The sequence below is a fragment of the Mesorhizobium sp. M1217 genome (genome assembly GCF_040318275.1).
Taxonomy (GTDB): domain Bacteria; phylum Pseudomonadota; class Alphaproteobacteria; order Rhizobiales; family Rhizobiaceae; genus Mesorhizobium.
Map to the genome: position 1 here is coordinate 74802 of NZ_JAMYMA010000011.1, position 20722 is coordinate 95523.

The 20722-nt window shown below is 62.5% G+C and carries 23 protein-coding genes; 8 read left to right on the forward strand and 15 right to left on the reverse strand.

Annotated elements, in window-relative coordinates; genetic code table 11:
* Positions 1-11: 11 nt before the first annotated feature.
* Complete coding sequence (locus NKH37_RS19580; RefSeq protein WP_023674714.1) at positions 12-245, forward strand: BolA/IbaG family iron-sulfur metabolism protein; 234 nt, start codon at positions 12-14, stop codon at positions 243-245.
* A 12-nt stretch (positions 246-257) separates the two neighbouring features.
* On the opposite strand, the gene NKH37_RS19585 is transcribed toward NKH37_RS19580, so the two are convergent.
* Positions 258-1064, reverse strand: a complete 807-nt coding sequence (locus tag NKH37_RS19585) for a phosphodiester glycosidase family protein (RefSeq protein WP_352495801.1) — start codon at positions 1062-1064, stop codon at positions 258-260.
* A 162-nt stretch (positions 1065-1226) separates the two neighbouring features.
* Here NKH37_RS19585 and grxD point away from each other — a divergent pair, with 162 nt between their 5' ends.
* Together grxD and NKH37_RS19595 are read left to right on the forward strand one after the other, a co-directional pair.
* Entirely contained in the window at positions 1227-1562 is a 336-nt protein-coding gene (gene grxD / locus NKH37_RS19590) for a Grx4 family monothiol glutaredoxin (RefSeq protein ID WP_023674712.1), read from the forward strand.
* A gap of 206 nt (positions 1563-1768) precedes the next feature.
* A complete protein-coding gene (locus NKH37_RS19595) occupies positions 1769-2968 on the forward strand; it encodes a multidrug effflux MFS transporter (RefSeq protein ID WP_031193515.1) in 1200 nt (399 codons plus the stop codon).
* Positions 2969-2990: 22 nt separating this feature from the next.
* On the opposite strand, the gene NKH37_RS19600 is transcribed toward NKH37_RS19595, so the two are convergent.
* The 3 genes from NKH37_RS19600 to rpsD form a co-directional block, all read right to left on the reverse strand.
* Positions 2991-3818 carry an inositol monophosphatase family protein gene (locus tag NKH37_RS19600; RefSeq protein ID WP_352481171.1) on the reverse strand — a complete coding sequence of 276 codons (828 nt, stop codon included), beginning with the start codon at positions 3816-3818 and terminating at the stop codon, positions 2991-2993.
* On the reverse strand, positions 3808-4695 hold the full coding sequence (gene ttcA / locus NKH37_RS19605) for a tRNA 2-thiocytidine(32) synthetase TtcA (RefSeq protein ID WP_352481309.1): 888 nt from the start codon (positions 4693-4695) through the stop codon (positions 3808-3810). Before ttcA ends, NKH37_RS19600 begins: the two co-directional genes overlap by 11 nt.
* A gap of 160 nt (positions 4696-4855) precedes the next feature.
* The gene (gene rpsD, locus NKH37_RS19610; RefSeq protein WP_023717376.1) at positions 4856-5473 is read right to left on the reverse strand and encodes a 30S ribosomal protein S4; all 618 of its coding nucleotides are present in this window, start codon (positions 5471-5473) and stop codon (positions 4856-4858) included.
* Between the two features lie 379 nt (positions 5474-5852).
* On the opposite strand from rpsD, the gene NKH37_RS19615 reads away from it, so the two are divergent.
* Positions 5853-6065 carry a hypothetical protein gene (locus tag NKH37_RS19615; RefSeq protein ID WP_023674706.1) on the forward strand — a complete coding sequence of 71 codons (213 nt, stop codon included), beginning with the start codon at positions 5853-5855 and terminating at the stop codon, positions 6063-6065.
* Between the two features lie 90 nt (positions 6066-6155).
* On the opposite strand, the gene NKH37_RS19620 is transcribed toward NKH37_RS19615, so the two are convergent.
* The 4 genes from NKH37_RS19620 to NKH37_RS19635 all read right to left on the reverse strand — a co-directional run bounded on the left by NKH37_RS19620 (position 6156) and on the right by NKH37_RS19635 (position 8967).
* Positions 6156-6344 carry a DUF3008 family protein gene (locus NKH37_RS19620; protein ID WP_023717374.1) on the reverse strand — a complete coding sequence of 63 codons (189 nt, stop codon included), beginning with the start codon at positions 6342-6344 and terminating at the stop codon, positions 6156-6158.
* 79 nt (positions 6345-6423) lie between these two features.
* Positions 6424-7236 (reverse strand): glutamate racemase, encoded by an 813-nt coding sequence (murI, locus tag NKH37_RS19625; RefSeq protein WP_023717373.1) that lies wholly within the window; start codon positions 7234-7236, stop codon positions 6424-6426.
* A 140-nt stretch (positions 7237-7376) separates the two neighbouring features.
* Positions 7377-8021 carry a DUF805 domain-containing protein gene (locus tag NKH37_RS19630; RefSeq protein WP_023717372.1) on the reverse strand — a complete coding sequence of 215 codons (645 nt, stop codon included), beginning with the start codon at positions 8019-8021 and terminating at the stop codon, positions 7377-7379.
* Positions 8022-8100: 79 nt separating this feature from the next.
* Positions 8101-8967 (reverse strand): RNA methyltransferase, encoded by an 867-nt coding sequence (locus NKH37_RS19635; RefSeq protein ID WP_023717371.1) that lies wholly within the window; start codon positions 8965-8967, stop codon positions 8101-8103.
* A 206-nt stretch (positions 8968-9173) separates the two neighbouring features.
* On the opposite strand from NKH37_RS19635, the gene NKH37_RS19640 reads away from it, so the two are divergent.
* Positions 9174-10385 (forward strand): NADP-dependent isocitrate dehydrogenase, encoded by a 1212-nt coding sequence (locus NKH37_RS19640; protein ID WP_023717370.1) that lies wholly within the window; start codon positions 9174-9176, stop codon positions 10383-10385.
* 11 nt (positions 10386-10396) lie between these two features.
* A complete protein-coding gene (locus NKH37_RS19645; RefSeq protein WP_023717369.1) occupies positions 10397-11023 on the forward strand; it encodes a glutathione S-transferase family protein in 627 nt (208 codons plus the stop codon).
* Positions 11024-11300: 277 nt separating this feature from the next.
* Here NKH37_RS19645 and NKH37_RS19650 read toward each other — a convergent pair whose 3' ends face one another.
* The 3 genes from NKH37_RS19650 to recA form a co-directional block, all read right to left on the reverse strand.
* Complete coding sequence (locus tag NKH37_RS19650) at positions 11301-12095, reverse strand: PhzF family phenazine biosynthesis protein (RefSeq protein WP_023717368.1); 795 nt, start codon at positions 12093-12095, stop codon at positions 11301-11303.
* A gap of 66 nt (positions 12096-12161) precedes the next feature.
* A complete protein-coding gene (alaS, locus tag NKH37_RS19655; protein WP_352855828.1) occupies positions 12162-14828 on the reverse strand; it encodes an alanine--tRNA ligase in 2667 nt (888 codons plus the stop codon).
* A gap of 259 nt (positions 14829-15087) precedes the next feature.
* Positions 15088-16185, reverse strand: coding sequence for a recombinase RecA (gene recA / locus NKH37_RS19660; protein ID WP_023717366.1), 1098 nt, complete (start codon positions 16183-16185; stop codon positions 15088-15090).
* Positions 16186-16462: 277 nt separating this feature from the next.
* Here recA and NKH37_RS19665 point away from each other — a divergent pair, with 277 nt between their 5' ends.
* Positions 16463-17395, forward strand: coding sequence for a carbohydrate kinase family protein (locus NKH37_RS19665; RefSeq protein WP_352587726.1), 933 nt, complete (start codon positions 16463-16465; stop codon positions 17393-17395).
* 34 nt (positions 17396-17429) lie between these two features.
* Here the strand turns inward: NKH37_RS19665 and NKH37_RS19670 are convergent, their stop codons facing one another.
* Positions 17430-17753, reverse strand: a complete 324-nt coding sequence (locus NKH37_RS19670) for a TfoX/Sxy family protein (protein ID WP_023717364.1) — start codon at positions 17751-17753, stop codon at positions 17430-17432.
* Positions 17754-17843: 90 nt separating this feature from the next.
* On the opposite strand from NKH37_RS19670, the gene NKH37_RS19675 reads away from it, so the two are divergent.
* Complete coding sequence (locus NKH37_RS19675) at positions 17844-18341, forward strand: GFA family protein (RefSeq protein WP_023717363.1); 498 nt, start codon at positions 17844-17846, stop codon at positions 18339-18341.
* 227 nt (positions 18342-18568) lie between these two features.
* On the opposite strand, the gene sufA is transcribed toward NKH37_RS19675, so the two are convergent.
* The 3 genes from sufA to NKH37_RS19690 all read right to left on the reverse strand — a co-directional run bounded on the left by sufA (position 18569) and on the right by NKH37_RS19690 (position 20699).
* Entirely contained in the window at positions 18569-18949 is a 381-nt protein-coding gene (sufA, locus tag NKH37_RS19680; protein WP_006206001.1) for a Fe-S cluster assembly scaffold SufA, read from the reverse strand.
* A 110-nt stretch (positions 18950-19059) separates the two neighbouring features.
* On the reverse strand, positions 19060-19452 hold the full coding sequence (locus NKH37_RS19685) for an SUF system Fe-S cluster assembly protein (protein WP_023717362.1): 393 nt from the start codon (positions 19450-19452) through the stop codon (positions 19060-19062).
* A 5-nt stretch (positions 19453-19457) separates the two neighbouring features.
* Positions 19458-20699, reverse strand: a complete 1242-nt coding sequence (locus NKH37_RS19690) for a cysteine desulfurase (RefSeq protein ID WP_352495793.1) — start codon at positions 20697-20699, stop codon at positions 19458-19460.
* Between the last annotated feature and the right edge of the window lie 23 nt (positions 20700-20722).

Sequence of the window (20722 nt, forward strand, 5' to 3'; positions counted from 1 at the left end):
GGAATCCTCGCATGGCAATGGACGCCCACGACATCGAACGGCTGATCAAGGAAGGCATTCCGGACGCCAAGGTGACGATTCGCGACCTGGCCGGCGATGGCGACCATTATGCGGCGGAGGTGGTGGCCGAAAGCTTTCGCGGCAAAAGCCGCGTCCAGCAGCACCAGATGGTCTATGACGCGCTGAAGGGCAACATGGGCGGCGTGCTGCACGCGCTTGCCCTGCAGACCAGCGTGCCGGACTAAACTCCCGTCCAGTTACCGGCTCGCAAGCGCCTTGCCGGTCACGGCAATGATCGGCCCGGCCGGATAGTTTCCACCAACAATCATCCGCTCGCCATTCGACAGCGCCGACACGACCCCGTCGAAGAAAAGCGCATTGGGGCAATTGAGCGCATCTCGAAACAGCCGTGCGAAGCTGCCGAGGCTGACTTGAGAGCGCGAGATCGCCAGCACGACGGTGTTTTCGTCAAGCACGCCGACGCCGTTGCGGATATAGCGCGATGTGCCGTCCTGCTCGAAACGGGGATGAAGCCGGCCGTCGATCACCAGCATCGGGCCGGATTGCGTGGCGACCATCACGTCCGGCCCGGCCGCGGCATAGGCACTTGTCTCCATGACCGCCGCCTTGCCGTCCTTGCGGACCACGAATACGCCATTCGGTTTCAGGAAGAAATTGCCTTCGCTGTCGGCGACGTTGAGCGGCGCCTTCTCCCGGCCGTCTTCGACGAGAAGGCCGACTGGGGTCAGATCTTGGTGATACATGCCGGCGTTCATGGCGAGCAGCACCGGCCGGCCCTGATCCGCCATCGCCTTGTCGAATTTGTCCAGGGAACCGAAGGCCTTGCCGTCGAGGCCTACGTGGAACACACCGATGTCATAGCGGCGCAGATCGATTTCGCAGACGACGTAGGCGGCCGCCTCGAAGCTCGCGTCGCGGCACGGCGCCGGCAATTCACCGCCGACGACGAGGGGTGGCTGTCTCGGCGACCTGGCCCACCAAATCAAGGCCAGTGCGGCGAGCAGAACGGCGAGGAGGAACCCGGCGAGATATCGTCTTTTCATCGCGCCTCGGGAAAGATGGTGGCCAACGGCTTGGCACAAGATCAGACGTTCCTTTGCGCCATTTGCATGGCAAGGCGGCAAACATCTTGTTTCGCGCAACCCATGGGTTTATTTGAAGGGTAATGTTCGAGCCTGACTCCCACAGGCATGAAAGGGTATTCCATGAGCGGCATCAACGACTACATCGATAATGAAGTGAAGGGCAACGACGTTGTTCTCTTCATGAAAGGCACGCCCGGCTTCCCGCAATGCGGATTTTCCGGTCAGGTCGTGCAGATCCTCGACTATATCGGCGCCGACTATAAGGGTGTCGACGTGCTGACGTCGGCCGAGCTACGGCAAGGCATCAAGGACTATTCCAACTGGCCGACCATCCCGCAGCTCTACGTCAAGGGCGAATTCGTCGGCGGCTGCGACATCATCCGCGAGATGTTCCAGGCGGGCGAATTGCAGACCTTCCTCGTCGAAAAGGGCGTCAGCGTCAAAGGCGCCGCCTGACTTCTGTTTTGCGTATGGCTCTCCGAAGATCGACTGCGATTGTCGGGGTCATGCGCTTAGCGCCGGGGCACCTTGGCAAAAAGTTGTGCCCGCTATCGGGGCAATGAACGAATGGATGCGTCGGCACGCCGGCGCATTTTCGTTTGAAGATCGGACTGGCCGTGGATCAGCAAGCACAAGCGCAGCAAAAGGCAAGCACCTTGCCTATTCCGCGCTGGGAATTCATCGCGCTATGCGCGGCGCTGATGGCGCTCAATTCGCTGGCCATCGACATCATGTTGCCGGCGCTGCAGCAGATCGGCGCCTCGCTCGGCGTCGAAAATGAAAACCACCGGCAATATGTGATCACCGCCTACATACTGGGCTTCGGCGGTGGGCAACTGTTCTTCGGGCCCGTCTCGGACCGCTTCGGGCGCCGCGCTCCGCTGGTTGCCGGGCTGGTGATCTATGTTGCGGCGGCGGGCGCTGCTGCAGTCGCCCCGTCATTCGCCACGCTTCTGCTATGCCGGGCCGTGCAAGGCATCGGCGCGGCGGCGACGCGCGTCATTGCCGTCTCGATCGTGCGCGATACGTTCGACGGAAGGCGCATGGCCGAAGTCATGTCCTTGATCTTCATGGTGTTCATGGCAATTCCGGTGGTGGCACCCGGTATCGGCCAATTCATCATGCTGTTTGCGACCTGGCACGTGATCTTCGTCACCATGGCGGCCGGCGCGCTGATCGTGTCCGCCTGGTCGCTGTTGCGCCTGCCCGAGACACTACATCCAGAATATCGCCGGCCGCTGACGCTGTCCTCCATCATCGGCGGCTTCCGCATCGTTCTCACCAACCGCATCGCGCTCTGCTACGCCTTCGCCAGCACCTTCATCTTCGGCGCCATGTTCGGCTTCATCGCCTCGGCCCAGCAGATCTATGTCAGCGTGTTCGATGTCGGCGAGATGTTCCCGGTCATCTTCGCGGGGGTTGCCGGCGTGCTTGCTTTTTCGAACTACCTCAACTCGCGCCTCGTCGGCCGCATCGGCATGCGCCGTCTGTCGCAAAGCGCGCTGCTGCTGTTTCTGGCCATCAGCCTTGCCTGGCTGGTCGTTTCCATCGAAATGAAGATGCCGCTCTGGCTCTTCATTACTTTCTTTGCCTGCGCCATGGTACCGTTCGGCGCGCTCGGCGCGAACTTCAACGCGCTCGCCATGGAGCCGCTCGGTCACCTGGCCGGCACCGCCTCGTCGATTCTCGGGTTCATGCAGACATTTCTTGGCGGCATCCTCGGCACGCTGATCGGCCAGGCCTTCAACGGTACGGTAACGCCGCTGGCCGCCGGGTTCTGCAGCGTGTCGGTGGCGGCGCTGCTGATGATTCTCATCGCCGAGCGCGGCAGGCTGTTCCAGCCGCAAAACCCGCCGGTCTAGTTTTACGCGCTGGCGGATAAAACTATTCCGCCCAAAGCTCGCGGCGCAGCTCCCGCCAGCTTTCCCTGTCCGGCGCGACCAGCAGGCCACCTCCGACATGTGACGGCAGATAGGCGCTGCCGTCGAAGCGCGCGGCATAACCGCCGGCCTCGGCATGGATCAGTACGCCGGCCAGATGGTCCCACGGCATCAGCTTGTTATAGACGACGAAATGGCCGTGGCCGCTGGCCAGCAGGCGGTATTCGTGGGCTGCGCAGCGATAGTTGAACTGCGACAGCGACTTGGTCTGATTGCGCGCCAGGCGTGAGCGGTCCGGCTCGGGTAGATAGTGCCACGAGACCGCTCCAGTCATTTCCGATATCGGCGCCGGTTTGGCGACATGGACTTTTTCGAAATTGCCATGCGCGTGCCGAATATGACTGCCGGCGCCACTGACGCCGACCAGCCAGTCCTTGCCGACGGGATCGTGGATGATGCCGGCGACCGTCTCGCCCTTGACCACGACGCCAAGCATGACGCCGAACAGCGGCACGCCGGAGGCGAAGTTGAAGGTGCCGTCGACCGGGTCTACGACGAAGGCGAGTTCGGCATCGCCGAGACCGTCGAGCAGCGTCGGGTCGTCGGAGCAGGCCTCCTCGCCGACGATCATCGCCTTGGGATACCGCTGAAGCAGCCTGGCGGCGATGAGCCGCTCGGCATTCACGTCGGCCTCGGTCACAAGATCGGCGGCCGAGGTCTTGCGACGCACGTCGCCCTCACTCAACCGGCGAAAGCGCGGCATGATCTCGGCGACGGCAGCGTCCGACAGAAGGTCGGCAAGCCAGTCGATCGCGCTGTCGTCAAATGTCATGGGGACCGTCTTGCTTTGCGTTAAGAGCATCGTTGAGGGCGGCGAAATCGAACAGCGTCCTGTCGAGCAGATGCGAGCGCCGCACATTGGCCATGGCACGGATCATGGTGTCCTTGCGGCCGGGCATGCGCTTCTCGATGTCGTCGAGCATCGCTTTCATGGCGTTGCGCTGCAGGCCTTCCTGGCTACCGCACAGATCGCACGGAATTATCGGGAATTTCATGGCGCCGGCGAATTTCTCGAGATCGGCTTCCGCACAATAGGCGAGCGGCCGCAGCACCATGACGTCGCCTTCGTCGTTGAGCAGCTTCGGCGGCATGGCGGCGAGGCGTCCGCCATGGAACAGGTTCATGAAGAAGGTTTCCAGAATGTCTTCGCGGTGATGGCCGAGCACCAGCGCCGAGCAGCCCTCCTCGCGGGCAATGCGATAGAGATGGCCGCGCCGCAGCCGCGAACACAGCGAGCAATAGGTGCTGCCCTCGGCCAGCTTGTCGATGACCACAGAATAGGTGTCCTGATATTCGATGCGATGCGGAATGGCATGGCTGTCGAGATAGTCGGGCAATATGTGCTTGGGAAAGTTCGGCTGGCCCTGGTCGAGATTGCAGGCCAACAGCTCGATCGGCAGCAGCCCGCGCCATTTGAGATCGAGCAGCACGGCAAGCAGGCCGTAGGAATCCTTGCCGCCCGACAGAGCGACCAGCCAGCGGTCGCCGGGCCTCACCATTGAGAAATCGTCGATCGCCTGGCGGGCAAGCCGCAGCAGCCGCTTGCGCAGCTTGTTGAACTCGACGGAGGACGGCACATCGGCAAACAGCGGATGAAAGCCGCCTTCGGCGTAGGCGACCGGTTCGAGCGTTTCGGCGTCTGGCTGCATGTTCACGGCGCGTCGGCCCTAAAGTCCTGTTGCCGCCCGCAGTAGCGCATCGAACTGAAAATCGAAATCGATTTCGGAATCACGCCGCGAAAAAGGAACGAAAAAGAAAAGGCCGCCCCGATAGGGCGGCCTTCGCTTGTATCGCGTACGAACGCGCCGATCAGCGCGAATAGAATTCGACGACCAGATTCGGTTCCATCTGCACAGCAAACGGAACGTCGGCCAGGCCGGGGATGCGCGTGAAGGCGGCGGTCATCTTGTTGTGGTCGGCCTCGATGTAATCGGGCACGTCGCGCTCGGCCAGGCCCACCGATTCCAGCACGATGACCAGCTGCTTCGACTTCTCGCGCACTTCGATGACGTCGCCCGGCTTGCAGCGGTACGAGCCGATGTTGACGCGCTTGCCGTTGACGTTGACGTGGCCGTGATTGACGAACTGGCGCGCCGCAAAGATGGTCGGTACGAACTTGGCGCGGTAGACGACTGCGTCGAGGCGCGATTCGAGCAGGCCGATCAGGTTCTCCGAGGTGTCGCCCTTGCGGCGGTCCGCCTCTTCATAGACCTTGCGGAACTGCTTTTCCGAAACGTCGCCATAGTGGCCCTTCAGCTTCTGCTTGGCGCGCAGCTGCAGGCCGAAATCGGAAAGCTTGCCCTTGCGGCGCTGGCCATGCTGGCCGGGGCCGTATTCACGCTTGTTGACCGGGGACTTCGGGCGGCCCCAGATGTTTTCGCCAAGACGGCGGTCGATCTTGTACTTCGCGGATTCGCGCTTGCTCATCGCATTCCCTTTCAAAACAACACACCCGGAACCTCATGGTCCGGGTGAAGGAAACGCGCCCTCCTCTGGCCCCCGTTTTCGAGACCTGACAGGGTTTTCCACGCAACGCGACGGAAAACCCACGGGACACGTCATTTCAAACAGGACATCAGGAAATTAAAACCGGCTTCCAAACGTCTTGCACACATAAAGAAAACCACCGGGCATTGCGGCCCGGTGTTGGTGGGCTGGTTAAACGGAGATTTAACCGCTGTCAAGCTTCCGGCTGGCGCGAATCGCCGAACCGGATAGTGTTGCGGTTGTAGAACGTGCCGGATGTGGCGGGAGGTTGCGCCAGCGGCATCAGGAAGGGACTGAAGTCAGAGGAGCTGGAATTCGCATGAAGAAGTTCTTCCTTACGTTGGTAGGAGCCGCGGTGATGGCCGGCACGATGGCGGTCGCGCCCGAGCCGGCGCAGGCCCGGCATTGGCACGGCCACAGGCATCACCAGGTCTGCCGCATCGTGGTCAAGAAGAAGGTGGTGTGGCGGCACGGTCATCGCAAGGTCATCCGCTACAAAGTGCGGCGCTGCGGTTGGGGATGGAACTGGTAATTTTCGCCCTCGCCGGTTGAGACTTCAGGGCCCGCGGCTCAGCCGCGGGCTTTTTATCGACCGGCATCCGCCGCCAGAATGGTCAGTCGATCAGTGTTTCGATTTCTTTTCCGGCAGGCCCTTGCGCTTGGTCTCGGCGAATTCCTCGAGCTGTTTTTCGCTCATGGATTTATACATTCCCTTCGACGCGCCTTTGAGCTCGCTCTTCTTGGTCTCGCCACGCTTGGCGGACAGTGCAGCACCGGCGGCTTTCTGCTGGGCTTTCGAGGTGGCTGGCATGATCGTTTCTCCTGTTCCTCAATGAGAAAAGAACGCATCGCCCTGGGCTGATGTTCCCGGAGCACCAAAGTGCCTGGGGTCAGGATACCGCCAGGCCAAATCCCTGCATCAGCCGGCGCGTCGGAAAATCGGCCTCGTTCGAGGTGAAGACGGCAAAATCGGCGCCTTCCGGCAGTACCTCTCTGCGATAACGGGCCTCGGTATCGGCGAGCAGCGACAGCGCGCGGCGTGCGATCGCCTCGGCCGGGTCGAGCCAGTCGACCGGCCAAGGTGCTGTCTTGCGCATGCGGTTGGCCAAAAACGGATAATGGGTGCAGGCAAGCACGACGATGTCGGTGCGTAACCCGTCATGCTCGACGAAGCACGGCGCGATCTCGGCGCGCACGGCGTCCTCGTCGACAAAACCATCGCGCATATAGGCTTCGGCCAATCCCGCCAGCTTGTCGCTGCCGACCAGGCGGACATGGCATTTCTGCGCCCATTTGCTGATCAGGTCGCGCGTGTACTGGCGCTTGACGGTGCCGGGCGTAGCCAGCACCGAAACTAGGCCTGAGCGCGTGCGTTCCGCCGCTGGCTTGATGGCCGGCACGGTGCCGACGAAAGGGTGGCCGGGAAACCTCTCGCGCAACGCATCGATGACCAGCGTCGAGGCGGTGTTGCAGGCGATGACCGAAATAGCCGGCGAAAACCGTTCGAGCAGCCTGGCGAACAACTCTAGGATGTGTGTTCTCAGCGCCGGCTCCTCCCAGGCGCCGAAGGGGAACGCCGCGTCGTCGGCGACATAGATGAAGCGGCGGTCAGGCATCAGGACGCGCGCCTCACGCAGCACAGTGAGGCCGCCAATGCCGGAATCGAACATCAGGATCGGACGGGCGCTCGATGGACTGGTCATTATCATTGAGTCACTAAGGCCTGGGAATCACAAACGAGATCACGAGAGAAGGTTCGGCCCATGCTTTTTGCTTCGGCCAATGATGCTTTATCCCGGCCGCTTCTATCTGGAACCATCATGGCCTTGATGCGGCGAGACGGTCACACAAGGCCCCGCTTGCCGAAGCCGCCGGCCCGCGGCCGGCCGTTCGCCGGAGATGCAGGGTGAGATGCAGGGTGGTTCGACGGCACCGGTGCGGCCCGCATGGCATAGGCCGGAGCCAGGGCCGCCACGCCGGCGGCCGACTCTGAATGGGGCGCCGCGGCGCCGCGCAGCGGCCCGGGCGGGTCGAAATCGTCGAAACTCAGGGATGACGCCATATCCGAAGAGCTACCGCCCGCCGGCTTGGCCGCCAAGATGACCGCCCACAGCCCGACGAGAGCTAATCCCAGCAGGTTAAGGCCGGAATGCGACTCGTCGCCGTCGAACTTTACGACAAGAACAGTGCCGGCCTGCAGAATCGCAAACAGGGTCGAGAACACGATATACGACCAAAGGATCCAACCGGACCCTTGTGCATCGCGGCTTCGACGCCAGGCGAAATTCGCGCGGAACAGAACAATCACCAGCGAGGCGACGAGAACGGCCGCGGCCAGCCCTTCCCTGGAAGGTCCGGGCTTCGAATTGGCCAAACCCTCGATGCCGATGGTCAGCACGACGCACAGCACAAAGGTCACGATTTCCGCAACCAGCAAGGCCGCCGAATAGAAGAAAAAGCGAGGACGACCGATATCCGAGCTAAACATCCGAGGATCCATCGTTTTCCAGACAATGGATCACATCAAATAACATTCGGTTACTGGTGAGATATGGGTAACTCGAAGGCTAGTCTTTGTCCTTCGCCTTTCCGGCGCGTGCCGCGGCCGCCGGGAGCCGCCTTGGATCGTCGCCGGGCGATCCGTCGCCGCGTGGCATGGCCGGCGAGAACCTGTCCAGCGATGATATAATACCGCGTAGCACCTTGAGCTCCGGCTCGGCAAAACCGGGGCGGGTCAGCACTGCGCGCAAATTGTCGACCATCTTCGGCTTCTTCGGTGCCGGGCGGAAATAGCCGCGCGCCTCCAGTGCACCTTCCAGATACGCAAACAGGGCGTGCAATTCTTCCTTGGCAGCTGGCGGCATTTCGGGACCGGAGAAGTTGGTCCTGGTCTCGTCTTCCAGGCCGGACTTCATCCATTCATAGGACATCAGCAGGGCCGCCTGGGCGATGTTGAGCGAGGAGAAGGCTGGATCGACGGGGAAGGTGATGATCTCGTCGGCAAGGCCGACCTCGTCATTATAGAGGCCGAAGCGCTCGCGGCCGAACAGGATGCCGGTGCGCTGGCCGGCCCGCTGCCGCGCGCGCAGCGCCCTGCCCGCCTCGACCGGGCCGCGCACCGGTTTGAAATTGTCGCGCGCGCGCGCCGTGGTGGCGAAGACGAAGTTCAAGTCGGCGACTGCCGAGGCCAGGTCGTCGAACACCTCGACGGCATCGATGACATGGTCGGCGCGGCTTGCCGCGGCACGCGCCTTCTCGCTCGGCCAGCCGTCACGCGGATTGACGAGGCGCAGTTCGGCAAGGCCGAAATTGGCCATGGCGCGTGCAACCATGCCGATGTTCTCGCCGAGCTGTGGCTCGACCAGGATGATCGCCGGTCCGGACGCAGGCGTTCCGGAGGCAAGAGGGTTGTCGGGATCCTGGGTGGCGGTCATGGTTGTCAATGAACTGCTGTTTGCGGCATTTCGCAGTCCCCTGCCACATTTGGCGGCGAAAATGAAGCTTTCGCAAAGAATGCCGGCACTACGGCGCGGTTCGCCGTTTGCGCGGCCAAAAAGCCTTTGATATACGGGCCGCATCCCAGGGCCGGCAGCCGTGCGGGCAAGGCCGTTCCGTTCTCCAAAAGCGAGGCATTCTTTCCATGGCGAAGATCAAGGTGGCGAACCCGGTCGTCGAACTCGACGGCGACGAGATGACCCGCATCATCTGGCAGTTCATCAAGGACAAGCTGATCCACCCTTATCTCGACCTCAAGCTCGAATATTACGATCTCGGTATCGAGCACCGCGACGCCACCAACGACCAGGTGACCATCGATTCGGCCAATGCCATCAAGAAATACGGCGTCGGCGTGAAATGCGCGACGATCACGCCCGACGAGCAGCGCGTCGAGGAATTCAAGCTGAAGAAGATGTGGAAGTCGCCGAACGGCACCATCCGCAACATCCTCGGCGGCACCATCTTTCGCGAGCCGATCATTATGAAGAACGTGCCGCGGCTGGTGCCCGGCTGGACCAAGCCGATCATCGTCGGCCGCCACGCCTTCGGCGACCAGTACCGCGCCACCGACTTCCGCTTTCCCGGTAAGGGCAAGCTGACGATCAAGTTCGTCGGCGAGGACGGCCAGGTGATCGAGCACGACGTCTTCGACGCACCCGGCGCCGGTGTCGCCATGGCCATGTACAATCTCGACGAGTCGATCCGCGAATTCGCCCGCGCCTCGCTGAATTACGGCCTGCTGCGCAATTACCCCGTCTACCTGTCGACCAAGAACACCATCCTCAAGGCCTATGACGGCCGCTTCAAGGATATCTTCCAGGAGGTCTACGAGGCGGAGTTCGAAGCCGAGTTCAAGGCCAAGAAACTCTGGTACGAGCACCGGCTGATCGACGACATGGTGGCCTCCAGCCTGAAATGGTCGGGCGGCTATGTCTGGGCTTGCAAGAATTATGATGGCGACGTGCAGTCGGACACGGTGGCGCAAGGCTTCGGCTCGCTCGGCCTGATGACCTCGGTGCTGATGACGCCGGACGGCAAGACCGTCGAGGCGGAGGCCGCGCACGGCACCGTCACCCGCCACTATCGCCAGCACCAGAAGGGCGAGGAGACCTCGACCAATTCGATCGCCTCGATCTTTGCCTGGACGCGCGGCCTCGCCCACCGCGCCAAGCTCGACGACAATGCCGAACTGAAGCGTTTTGCCGAGACGCTGGAACGGGTCTGCATCCAGACGGTCGAGTCCGGCTTCATGACCAAGGACCTGTCGCTGCTGATCGGTCCCGACCAGCCATGGCTTTCGACCACCGGCTTCCTCGACAAGATCGACGAGAATTTGCAGAAGGCGATGGCCTGAGCTCCTCCGACATGGACAAGCCCGTCGTCTACGGCGCGGACTACAGCGTCTATGTGCGCATCGTGCGGCTGGTGCTCGAGGAAAAGGGCGTCGGCTACGAGCTGGTGCCCGTCGACATCTTTGCGGCGGACGGCATTCCCGGCTGGTACTTCGAGCACCAGCCGTTCGGCCGCATCCCAGCCTTCGAGCATGACGGCTTTCGCCTCTACGAGACCGGCGCGATTGCCCGTTATGTCGACGAAGCCTTTGACGGCCCGGCGCTGCAACCGGTCGAAGCCCGGCCTCGATCACGCATGAACCAGATCACCGGCCTGCTCGACGCCTACGCCTACAGGGCCATGGTCTGGGATGTCGCCGTCGAGCGGCTGGAAAAAACGCCGCCCGACGAAGCCGTGATCGCCAACGGGTTGAGGCAGGCGAGAACGGCATTGCAGGCGCTGTCTTCGCTGAAAGCCGAAGGGCCTTGGCTGTTGGGGACGGAACTGACGCTGGCCGACCTGCACGCCGCACCGATCATCGGCTATTTCGTCAAGGTCGCCGAGGGGCGAAAACTGCTGGCGGAGTTTGCCGATATCCAGGATTGGTATGTGCGCATCGCGGCGCGTGCGGGTTTTGCGAAGACCGAAAAGGCAGAGTGAGGAGACAAGCATTCGGCAATAGGCCTTCTGGTGATTAGCGAAAGCCGAAGTGACATCCAATCTCCCCCTTGCGGGGGAGATGTCCGGCAGGACAGAGGGGGGTGTGAAGGATCGCTAACCTTCGACTGATCCTTTCCAATTGGGAACGGCCTGAGAACGTGGCTCCGATTGGGCTGACAGTCGGAGGGACAGCACCCCCCTCTGCCCTGCCGGGCATCTCCCCCGCAAAGGGGGAGATCGGCAGCTTCGCCGAAGGCGACCCACTGCGAAATACCGCTCAATCGGGAAGGTAGATCTCCGCCTTCATAAAGGTCTTCGCACGGCCTGTGATCAGCACGCGATCTCCGGCCAGCTCGCATAGCAAGTGCCCGCCGCGTTGCGAGTATTGGAATGCCGACAGATGCGTCTTGCCGAGTTTTTCAGCCCAGTAAGGCACCAGCGTCGCATGAATGGAGCCGGTTACCGGATCCTCGGGAATGCCTGCTCCGGGCACGAAATAACGCGAGACGAAATCATGGGCCTGCCCAGGCGCGGTAATGACCAGGCCGAGAGGATGAAAACGTCCGATCCTGAGCAGATCGGGAACGAAAGATCGCACGCTTGTCTCGTCGGCAAGCTCGACAAACAGGTTCTCGAAATTGCGGAAGCCCGCAACCGTCCGCTGAGACAATATCGCTTGCAGCGCCGACTTCAGCTCTTCCTCGACGGGCTGCGGCGGAAAACACGGCAGATCGAGCTGATAGGCCCCTTCCCGCTGGGAAACCCGCAACTCGCCCACCCGGGTGGCGAAGGCCATTTCGCCCTGACCACTGTATTCCGTGGTCAGCACATGGGCGGCCGCAAGAGTGGCATGGCCGCAGAAGTCGACTTCATGGACCGGCGTGAACCAGCGCAAATCCCAACCTTTGCCATTCGCCCGCACAAACGCCGTTTCGGCAAGATTGTTTTCGTTGGCGATGGCCTGCATTACCTGCTCCGGCAGCCACTCCTCCAAAAGGAGAACGGCGGCAGGGTTGCCCTGGAAGGCCTGTTCGGCAAAGGCGTCGACCTGATACATCGTCAGCGTCGGCATATCAGGCCCTCAAGGATGTCCGCTGGGCGGCGCGCCATTTCGGCCGTGCCCGCCCCCGGTGCAGGTTCACGCCGTCTCGAGAGCCGCTTTCACCGCAGCGATCGCGTCTTCGGCCTTCGAGCCGTCCGGGCCGCCGGCCTGGGCCATATCGGGTCGACCGCCGCCGCCCTGCCCGCCCAATGCCGCGGACGCGACGCGCACCAGATCGATTGCGCTGAAGCGGCCGGTCAGATCATCGGTGACCGCGACGACGACGCTCGCCTTGTTGTCCTCGCCGGCGCCGACAAAGACGACGACGCCGGAGCCGAGCGACTTCTTGCCGGCATCGGCCAGCGGCTTCAAATCCTTTGGCGAGACGCCCGATACCGCCTTGCCGAGAAAACCGACACCGGCAATCGTTTCGTTTTCCGCAGGCACACCGGCTGGCGAGCGATCGCCGAGCGCCAGTTTCTTGCGCGCCTCGGTCAGCTCCTTTTCGAGCTTCTTGCGCTCGTCGAGCAGTGCCTCGACGCGGGCCGGCACATCGGCCGGCGAAATCTTCAGCGCGGCGGCGGCCGCCTTCAGCCGCTTGTCCTGCTCGTCGAGATGCTTTCTGGCCGCCTCGCCGGTCAACGCCTCGATGCGGCGCACGCCGGCAGCGACCGCGCTGTCGGACACGATGCGCACCAGGCCGATATCGCCGGTCGCCCTGACATGGGTGCCGCCGCATAGCTCGACCGAATAGGGCCGGTTGGCCTTGGCGCCATGCAGGCCCGTGCCCATCGAAACGACGCGCACTTCATCGCCATATTTCTCGCCAAACAGCGCCATGGCGCCTTCGGCAATGGCGTCGTCGACCGACATCAGGCGCGTGGTTACAGGGCTATTCTGAACGACGATTTCGTTTGCCATGCGCTCGACCTCTTCGAGCTCGTCCGGCGAGATCGGCTTGTTGTGGGAGATGTCGAAGCGCAGACGCTCGGGCGCGACCAGTGAGCCCTTCTGCGCCACATGGGTACCCAGCACCTCGCGCAGCGCCTCATGGATCAGATGCGTGGCGGAATGGTTCGCGCGCAGCCTGGAGCGGCGCGCGTGGTCCACCCTCAGCTCGACGGTCGCGCCCGTCTTGACGGTGCCGTTGGCCACCTTGCCGACATGGACGAAAAGCCCATCGGCCTTCTTCTGCGTATCGGATATCTCGATCGAGAACCCGTCGCCTGAAATGACGCCGGTATCGCCCATCTGGCCACCGGACTCGCCATAGAACGGCGTCTGGTTGACAACCACGGCAACGGCGTCGCCTTTGCCGGCACTGTCGACGGTCTTGCCGTCCCTGACCAGCGCCTGGACGAGGCCTTCCGCCTGCTCGGTCTCATAGCCCAGGAATTCGGTGGCGCCGTTCTCCTCACGCACCGCGAACCATACCGTTTCGGTTGCGGCCTCACCGGAACCAGCCCAGCTTTTGCGCGCCTCCGCCTTCTGCCGCTCCATCGCCTCGGTGAAGCCGGCAAGGTTGACCGAGATGTTGCGCTGGCGCAGCGCGTCCTGCGTCAGATCGAGCGGAAAGCCATAGGTGTCGTAGAGCTTGAACGCTGTCTCGCCATCCAGCATGTCGCCGGAGACCAACTTTTCCGTCGCCTCCGAAAGCAAGCCCAAGCCTCGCACCAGCGTCTTGCGGAAACGAGTTTCCTCAAGCTTCAGCGTCTCGGTGATCATCTGCTCGCCGCGCACCAGTTCCGGGTAGGCTTGGCTCATCTCGCGGACCAGCGCCGGCACCAGCTTCCACATCAGCGGCTCATTCGAGCCGAGCAACTGCGCGTGGCGCATGGCGCGGCGCATGATGCGACGAAGCACGTAGCCCCGCCCTTCGTTGGACGGCAGCACGCCGTCGGCGACCAGGAAGCAGGACGAACGCAAGTGGTCGGCGATGACGCGGAACGATGCGACGGTGTCCGCATCCGGACCGCGGCCAAGCGCCGACGACGCAGCGTCGATCAGGTGGCGGAACAGGTCGGTTTCGAAGACGCTATCAACTCCTTGCAGGATGGAGGCCATGCGCTCGAGGCCCATGCCCGTGTCGATCGACGGACGCGGCAGGTCGACGCGCTCGTCCTTCGTCACCTGTTCATACTGCATGAACACCAGGTTCCAGAATTCGAGGAAACGGTCGCCATCCTCCTCGGGGCTGCCGGGAGGGCCACCCCAGATGTGCTCGCCACGGTCGATGAATATCTCCGAACACGGCCCGCACGGTCCGGTGTCGCCCATTGCCCAGAAATTGTCCGAGGTCGCGATGCGGATGATGCGATCGTCGGAAAGACCGGCGATCTTCTTCCAGTAGGAGGCGGCCTCGTCGTCGGTGTGGTAGACGGTGACCAGCAGCTTGTCCTTCTTCAGCCCGAACTCCCTGGTGATCAGGTTCCAGGCAAGCTCTATGGCGCGCTCCTTGAAATAATCGCCGAAGGAGAAATTGCCGAGCATCTCGAAGAAAGTCAGGTGTCGCGCGGTGTAGCCGACATTGTCGAGGTCGTTGTGCTTGCCGCCGGCACGAACACTCTTCTGGGCAGTCGTCGCACGCGAATAGGGCCGCTTCTCCAGACCGGTGAAAACGTTCTTGAACTGCACCATGCCGGCATTGGTGAACATCAGCGTCGGGTCGTTGCGCGGCACCAGCGGGCTCGACGCGACGACCTCGTGACCTTCCTTGCGAAAATAGTCGAGAAATGCCGACCGGATCTCGTTGACGCCACTCATGAATACTGCCTTTTCGAGAGAACCGCCGGCTGCCGGCGGAAAATAGACATGGCCTTTTAGCGGTCGCACCGCAGCCTGTCCAGAAACACCAAATGGGCTCAAATCCCGGCTTTCACCGGCGCTTTGAAATGCGTCTGACTCGCCGTCAAACGCCAACCGCCGGCACGGGGCCGGCGGTTCAAAATGTACCGATTACGCAAACTCAAAATCAAAACATCAAATCCAAACCTGGCTGACGCTCCGGGAGACGTCGCTTTTCCTACATCGCCCCGGCGTCGTCCTCGAAACCGTCGTCGCTGCTTTCGGAGCCGCCGTTCTCAAGGAATTTCTCGGCGATCAATCCGGCATTCTGCCTCAGCGCCAATTCGATCTCGCGCGCCGTGTCGGGATTGTCGCGCAGGAACAGTTTTGCGTTTTCGCGGCCCTGGCCGAGACGCTGCGAATTATAGGAGAACCAGGCGCCCGACTTTTCGACCACGCCAGCCTTGACGCCGAGATCGACCAGCTCGCCGGTCTTGGAGACGCCCTCGCCATACATGATGTCGAACTCGACCACCTTGAAGGGCGGCGCCAGCTTGTTCTTGACGACCTTGACGCGGGTCTGGTTGCCGACGACCTCGTCGCGATCCTTGACCGAGCCGATGCGGCGGATGTCGAGGCGGACCGAGGCATAGAATTTCAGCGCGTTGCCGCCGGTCGTCGTCTCGGGCGAACCAAACATCACGCCGATCTTCATGCGGATCTGGTTGATGAAGATGACCATGGTGTTGGAGCGCGAGATCGAGGCGGTGAGCTTGCGCAGTGCCTGGCTCATCAGGCGGGCCTGCAGGCCGGGCAGCGAATCGCCCATCTCGCCTTCGATTTCGGCCCGCGGCGTCAGCGCCGCCACCGAATCGACCACCAGCACGTCGATGGCGCCGGAGCGCACCAGCGTGTCGCAGATCTCCAGCGCCTGTTCGCCGGTATCGGGCTGCGAGATCAGCAGGTTTTCGAGATCGACGCCGAGCTTGCGGGCATAGACCGGATCGAGCGCATGCTCGGCATCGACAAAGGCGCAGATGCCGCCCTTCTTCTGGGCTTCGGCCACCGTGTGCAGCGCCAGCGTCGTCTTGCCCGAGCTTTCCGGTCCGTAGATCTCGACGATGCGGCCGCGCGGCAGGCCGCCGACGCCAAGCGCGATGTCCAACCCAAGCGAGCCGGTCGGCACCGTTTCGATCTCGACGACCTGCTCGTTCGCGCCGAGCCGCATGATCGAACCCTTGCCGAAGGCACGCTCGATTTGCGACAGCGCCGCATCCAGAGCCTTTGATTTGTCCACCGCTTTGTCCTCTACAAGCCGCAAAGAATTCTGAGCCATGATACATCACCCCGTGGTCGTCAATGGAGGCCGGACAATCCCGCAATCCTTAAAAGAATGTACCTCGTTTGTTCTCATTTGTCAATGAGCCCCAAGGGTTTGAAAAATAAGGGATATCTACATTTGTTCTATTTTTGTTTCACAATTTTGCTTCCGGACGTCTCCCGCCTCGCATGCGGCGCCGTTGCCGTCACCATCCGAATCGCACCCGCGATTGCAGGGTTCCGCCCGGCGACCTAGTCTCCTCCCGGGCAACAGCAAAGGGCATTTTGCCGGCATGATGAAATCCCCGACGATCCTGGCCGTGGGTGGCGCCTATATCGAGCGGCGCGGCCGGGTTGCCGGCGCCTTCGTGCCGGCCGCTTCCAACCCCGGCACGATGCGCGAGCATGTCGGCGGCGCCGCCTTCAACGCCTTGCGCTGTGCGGTGCGGCGCGGCGTCTCGGCCTCGCTGCTTTCGGTGCGCGGCGGCGATGCCCTGGGCGACACGGTTTTACGCGCCGTCACCGACGCCGGCATTGCCGATTTGTCGGCGGTGTTCCTCGACCGCGCGACGCCAAGCCATACGATGCTGGTCGATAGCGACGGCGGGCTGATCGCCGGCCTTGCCGACATGGTGCTCTACGAGCTGGCGCTTCCCAAGCAGATCCGCCGCGCCAAGGTGCGCGAAGCGATCGATTCAGCCGACGCGGTGTTGTGCGACGCCAACCTGCCGTCTTCCGCAGTGGCGCGGCTGGCTGCTCTCGCCGCCGGCAAGCCGGTGTTTGCGCTTGCCGTCTCGCCCAGCAAAGCGGCGCGGCTGACGCCGGTGCTTAACCTTCTGGCACTCGCCTTCATGAACCGGCACGAGGCCGGCGTGCTCGCCGGCGTCGACATCGATGCTGATGATCAAGGCATCGTCGACGGCCTGAGACGCGCCGGTCTGAAAAGCGGCGTGGTGACCGCCGGCGATGATCCAGTGCTCGGTTTCGACGAAACCGGCGCATTTTCGATCCTGCCACCGCCGATACACAAGCGGGCGGATATGAGCGGCGCCGGCGACGCGCTGGCAGGTGCCACGATCGCCGCCCGGCTGCGCGGCCTGACGCTGCGCGCGGCACTGTGCGAAGGCGTTGCCGCAGCTATGCTCACCGTCGAGAGCGCCGCTTTCACCAGCGCCGGCTTTGCCGAAGCGCTGGCGCTCGTGCCCGAGGCGCGGAACCTGGCGTGAAATGCGGCCCAGAATTGCCGAAGCATGGTGCAGCCTATTTGCCGGCGCGCCGTCCTGCCTCGTAGGCGCGGCGCGCCCAGATCGCCATCTCGTCGGGATCGTCGAACGCGCTGTCGGGAACGCTCCAATAGGGCATCGACACCAGCTTTCCGTGGCGCGAGCCGGTATAGGTCCATTGCCGGCAGCCGGCCGCTTCGAAATCCGGGGCGCTTTCGGCGTCGGCCTTCAGCATCAATTCGCCACGGATGACAATGGCGACGATGACGCCATCGAAATAGATGCCCTTGCCGCCGAACAGCTTGCGGATGCTGACCGGGCCGAGGCCTTCGAAAAGCTCTTCTATGCGCTCGTTGTCCATGGCGCGATCATGTCACCGGGATTTCCCCTTGTCATCGCCGCTACCGGCACCATCCTGACAAGTTCAGAATCAGTTTCATCGGAGTTTTTCATGCCGCTTCTGCTCAAAGGGTCCTGCCGGTGCAATGCCGTGCGTTTCGAGGTGGAAAGCCATACGCCGGTGCCGTTCATGCTGTGCTACTGCTCGATCTGCCGCAAGCAGCAGGGCGGCGGCGGTTTCGCCATCAATCTCGGCGCCGATTACGAGACGCTGAAAATCGAGGGCAAGCGCCATCTCGGCGTCTACCGGGCCGAGATCGAGGACGACGAGCACCCGCAACGCGAGATCTCGACGGGCGAACGGAATTTCTGCACGAAATGCGGGACGGCACTCTGGCTCTACGATCCAACCTGGCCGGAGCTGGTGCATCCGTTTGCCTCGGCGATCGACACAAACCTGCCGAAGCCGCCGGAGAAGGTGCATCTGATGCTGAAATACAAGGCGAACTGGGTCGAGCCCGATATCGGCAAGGGCGATAAGGTCTTCGATGTCTACCCGGAAGAGTCGATCGCCGACTGGCACAAACGAACCGGGATGTGGGTGGATTAGCGTTTCTTCTCCCCGTTCGCTATCGCGTATGGGCAAGCGCCCCCTCACCCGGATTGCCAACCGAATTGCGAAGGGCAATTCGGGGCAATCCGACCTCTCCCCGAGGGGAGAGGAAGTCGCCAGCGCTGGCGCCAGCCTCTTCTCCCCATCGGGGAGAAGGTGGCCCGAAGGGCCGGATGAGGGGGCTCCCATATGCGATTGCCGCCGGGGACGCCGAAGGAAAAGCCTCAGGCCGAAGCGCGGGCTTCGGCCAGTGCCTTCAAATCGGCGGGCTTCAACTCGACCGATTCGCCGCAGCCGCAGGCCGAGCTCTGGTTCGGGTTGCGGAAGGTGAAGCCGGTGCGCAGCGTGGTCTGCTCGAAGTCCATCTCGGTGCCGAACAGGAAAAGTGCTGCCTCTGGCGCGACATAGACATGGGCGCCGTCACGCTCGATGTGGTCGTCTTTGGTGTTGGGCTCGGTCACCAGGTCGACCGTATATTCCATGCCGGCGCAGCCGCCCTTCTTGATGCCGAGGCGAATGCCATGCGCATTCTCACGGGTCGCGACGATCTCGCGCACCCGGTCGGCAGCCTTTTCGGTCATCGTGATGACGGCAAAGCGTCCCATTCTTTCCTTCTCCATTGCGCGCAGGTTCAAGGTCTGCCGAATGATTCCTCACCTAAAATGGTGAAGTTTTGTACCCGGCGCAAGTGCGCCAGCCTTTGGCTGGTCGGATGCTAGTACCACCCCACCGCTACCTGTGCCTCTTCCGACATGCGGTCGGGCGACCAAGGCGGGTCGAAGGTCATGTTGACCTCGACGCCGGAAACGCCTTCGACGGCGCCGACGGCGTTTTCGACCCAGCCCGGCATTTCACCGGCCACCGGGCAGCCCGGCGCGGTCAGCGTCATGTCGATCTTGACCGAGCGGTCGTCCTCGATGTCGATCTTGTAGACGAGGCCGAGCTCGTAGATGTCGGCCGGGATTTCGGGGTCATAGACCGTCTTCAGCGCCGAGACGATGTCGTCTGTCAGCCGCGCCAATTCGTCGGCGGGGATTGTCGATCCGGAAACCGCCGCATTGGTCGTCGTTTCCGAATTGGTCTCGGCGGTGTGGCTGGCATCATCCATGGTCGTCACCCGAAGAACTTTCGCGCCTTTTCCAGCGCATCGGCCAAAGCATCGACTTCGGCCCTGGTATTATACATGCCGAACGACGCCCTGCATGTGGATGTTACGCCGAAGCGTTTCAACAGCGGCTGGGCGCAATGCGTGCCGGCGCGCACCGCCACGCCCTGCCGGTCGATGACCATCGACACATCATGCGCGTGGATGCCCTGCAGCTCGAACGAGATGATGGCGCCCTTGCCAGGCGCATCGCCGAAGATGCGCAGCGAGTTGATGGCGCGCAGTTTTTCATGCGCATAGTCCTTCAGATCGGCCTCATGGGCGGCGATGCGCTCGCGTCCGATCTTTTCCATGTATTCCAGCGCCGCACCCAGCCCGATCGCCTGGACGATCGGCGGCGTGCCGGCCTCGAAACGGTGCGGCGGGTCGTTGTAGGTGACGATGTCTTGCGTCACCTCCTCGATCATTTCGCCGCCGCCCATGAACGGGCGCATCCGCTCCAGAATATCCTTCTTGCCGTAGAGCACGCCGATGCCCGACGGGCCATAGACCTTGTGGCCGGTGAAGACGAAGAAATCGCAGTCGAGATCCTGCACGTCGATCGGCATATGCACGGCGCTCTGGCTGCCGTCGACCAGCACCGGAATGCCGCGGGCGTGCGCAATGCGCACGATCTCCTTGATCGGCGTGACCGTGCCCAGCGCATTCGACATATGGGTGATAGCGACCAGCTTTGTGCGGTCGGTCAGCCGTTTTTCGAATTCCTCGATGTGGAAGACGCCGAGATCGTCGACCGGCACCCAGACCAGTTTTGCGCCCTGCCGCTCGCGGATGAAATGCCACGGCACGATGTTGGAGTGGTGCTCCATGATCGACAGCACGATCTCGTCGCCTTCGCCGATATTGGGCATGCCGAAGCCATAGGCGACGGTGTTGATCGCCGCCGTGGTGTTCGAGGTGAAGACGATGTTGTCGGTGCTCGGCGCGTTGAGAAATCTCTGTACTATCTTGCGCGCGTTCTCATAGGCGTCGGTCGCGGCGTTCGACAGGAAATGCAGGCCGCGATGGACGTTGGCGTATTCCTGGGAATAGGCGTGCTGGATGGCGTCGAGCACAGCCTGCGGCTTCTGCGCCGAGGCGCCATTGTCGAGATAGACCAGCGGTTTGCCGTAGACTTGCCGCGACAGGATCGGGAAGTCGCGGCGGATCGCCTCGACGTCGTAGGGAATGTTTTCGACTTTCTGGTCCATCACAAGCTCTCTCGAGGCATCGC

Bases quoted from the DNA above. Each gene is read 5' to 3' on its own strand.
- NKH37_RS19580 (WP_023674714.1), top strand. From the start codon at position 12: ATGGCAATGGACGCCCACGACATCGAACGGCTGATCAAGGAAGGCATT.
- NKH37_RS19585 (WP_352495801.1), bottom strand. From the start codon at position 1,064: ATGAAAAGACGATATCTCGCCGGGTTCCTCCTCGCCGTTCTGCTCGCC.
- grxD (WP_023674712.1), top strand. From the start codon at position 1,227: ATGAGCGGCATCAACGACTACATCGATAATGAAGTGAAGGGCAACGAC.
- NKH37_RS19600 (WP_352481171.1), bottom strand. From the start codon at position 3,818: ATGACATTTGACGACAGCGCGATCGACTGGCTTGCCGACCTTCTGTCG.
- ttcA (WP_352481309.1), bottom strand. From the start codon at position 4,695: ATGCAGCCAGACGCCGAAACGCTCGAACCGGTCGCCTACGCCGAAGGC.
- rpsD (WP_023717376.1), bottom strand. From the start codon at position 5,473: ATGAGCAAGCGCGAATCCGCGAAGTACAAGATCGACCGCCGTCTTGGC.
- NKH37_RS19615 (WP_023674706.1), top strand. From the start codon at position 5,853: ATGAAGAAGTTCTTCCTTACGTTGGTAGGAGCCGCGGTGATGGCCGGC.
- NKH37_RS19620 (WP_023717374.1), bottom strand. From the start codon at position 6,344: ATGCCAGCCACCTCGAAAGCCCAGCAGAAAGCCGCCGGTGCTGCACTG.
- murI (WP_023717373.1), bottom strand. From the start codon at position 7,236: ATGACCAGTCCATCGAGCGCCCGTCCGATCCTGATGTTCGATTCCGGC.
- NKH37_RS19630 (WP_023717372.1), bottom strand. From the start codon at position 8,021: ATGTTTAGCTCGGATATCGGTCGTCCTCGCTTTTTCTTCTATTCGGCG.
- NKH37_RS19635 (WP_023717371.1), bottom strand. From the start codon at position 8,967: ATGACCGCCACCCAGGATCCCGACAACCCTCTTGCCTCCGGAACGCCT.
- NKH37_RS19640 (WP_023717370.1), top strand. From the start codon at position 9,174: ATGGCGAAGATCAAGGTGGCGAACCCGGTCGTCGAACTCGACGGCGAC.
- NKH37_RS19645 (WP_023717369.1), top strand. From the start codon at position 10,397: ATGGACAAGCCCGTCGTCTACGGCGCGGACTACAGCGTCTATGTGCGC.
- NKH37_RS19650 (WP_023717368.1), bottom strand. From the start codon at position 12,095: ATGCCGACGCTGACGATGTATCAGGTCGACGCCTTTGCCGAACAGGCC.
- alaS (WP_352855828.1), bottom strand. From the start codon at position 14,828: ATGAGTGGCGTCAACGAGATCCGGTCGGCATTTCTCGACTATTTTCGC.
- recA (WP_023717366.1), bottom strand. From the start codon at position 16,185: ATGGCTCAGAATTCTTTGCGGCTTGTAGAGGACAAAGCGGTGGACAAA.
- NKH37_RS19665 (WP_352587726.1), top strand. From the start codon at position 16,463: ATGATGAAATCCCCGACGATCCTGGCCGTGGGTGGCGCCTATATCGAG.
- NKH37_RS19670 (WP_023717364.1), bottom strand. From the start codon at position 17,753: ATGGACAACGAGCGCATAGAAGAGCTTTTCGAAGGCCTCGGCCCGGTC.
- NKH37_RS19675 (WP_023717363.1), top strand. From the start codon at position 17,844: ATGCCGCTTCTGCTCAAAGGGTCCTGCCGGTGCAATGCCGTGCGTTTC.
- sufA (WP_006206001.1), bottom strand. From the start codon at position 18,949: ATGGGACGCTTTGCCGTCATCACGATGACCGAAAAGGCTGCCGACCGG.
- NKH37_RS19685 (WP_023717362.1), bottom strand. From the start codon at position 19,452: ATGGATGATGCCAGCCACACCGCCGAGACCAATTCGGAAACGACGACC.
- NKH37_RS19690 (WP_352495793.1), bottom strand. From the start codon at position 20,699: ATGGACCAGAAAGTCGAAAACATTCCCTACGACGTCGAGGCGATCCGC.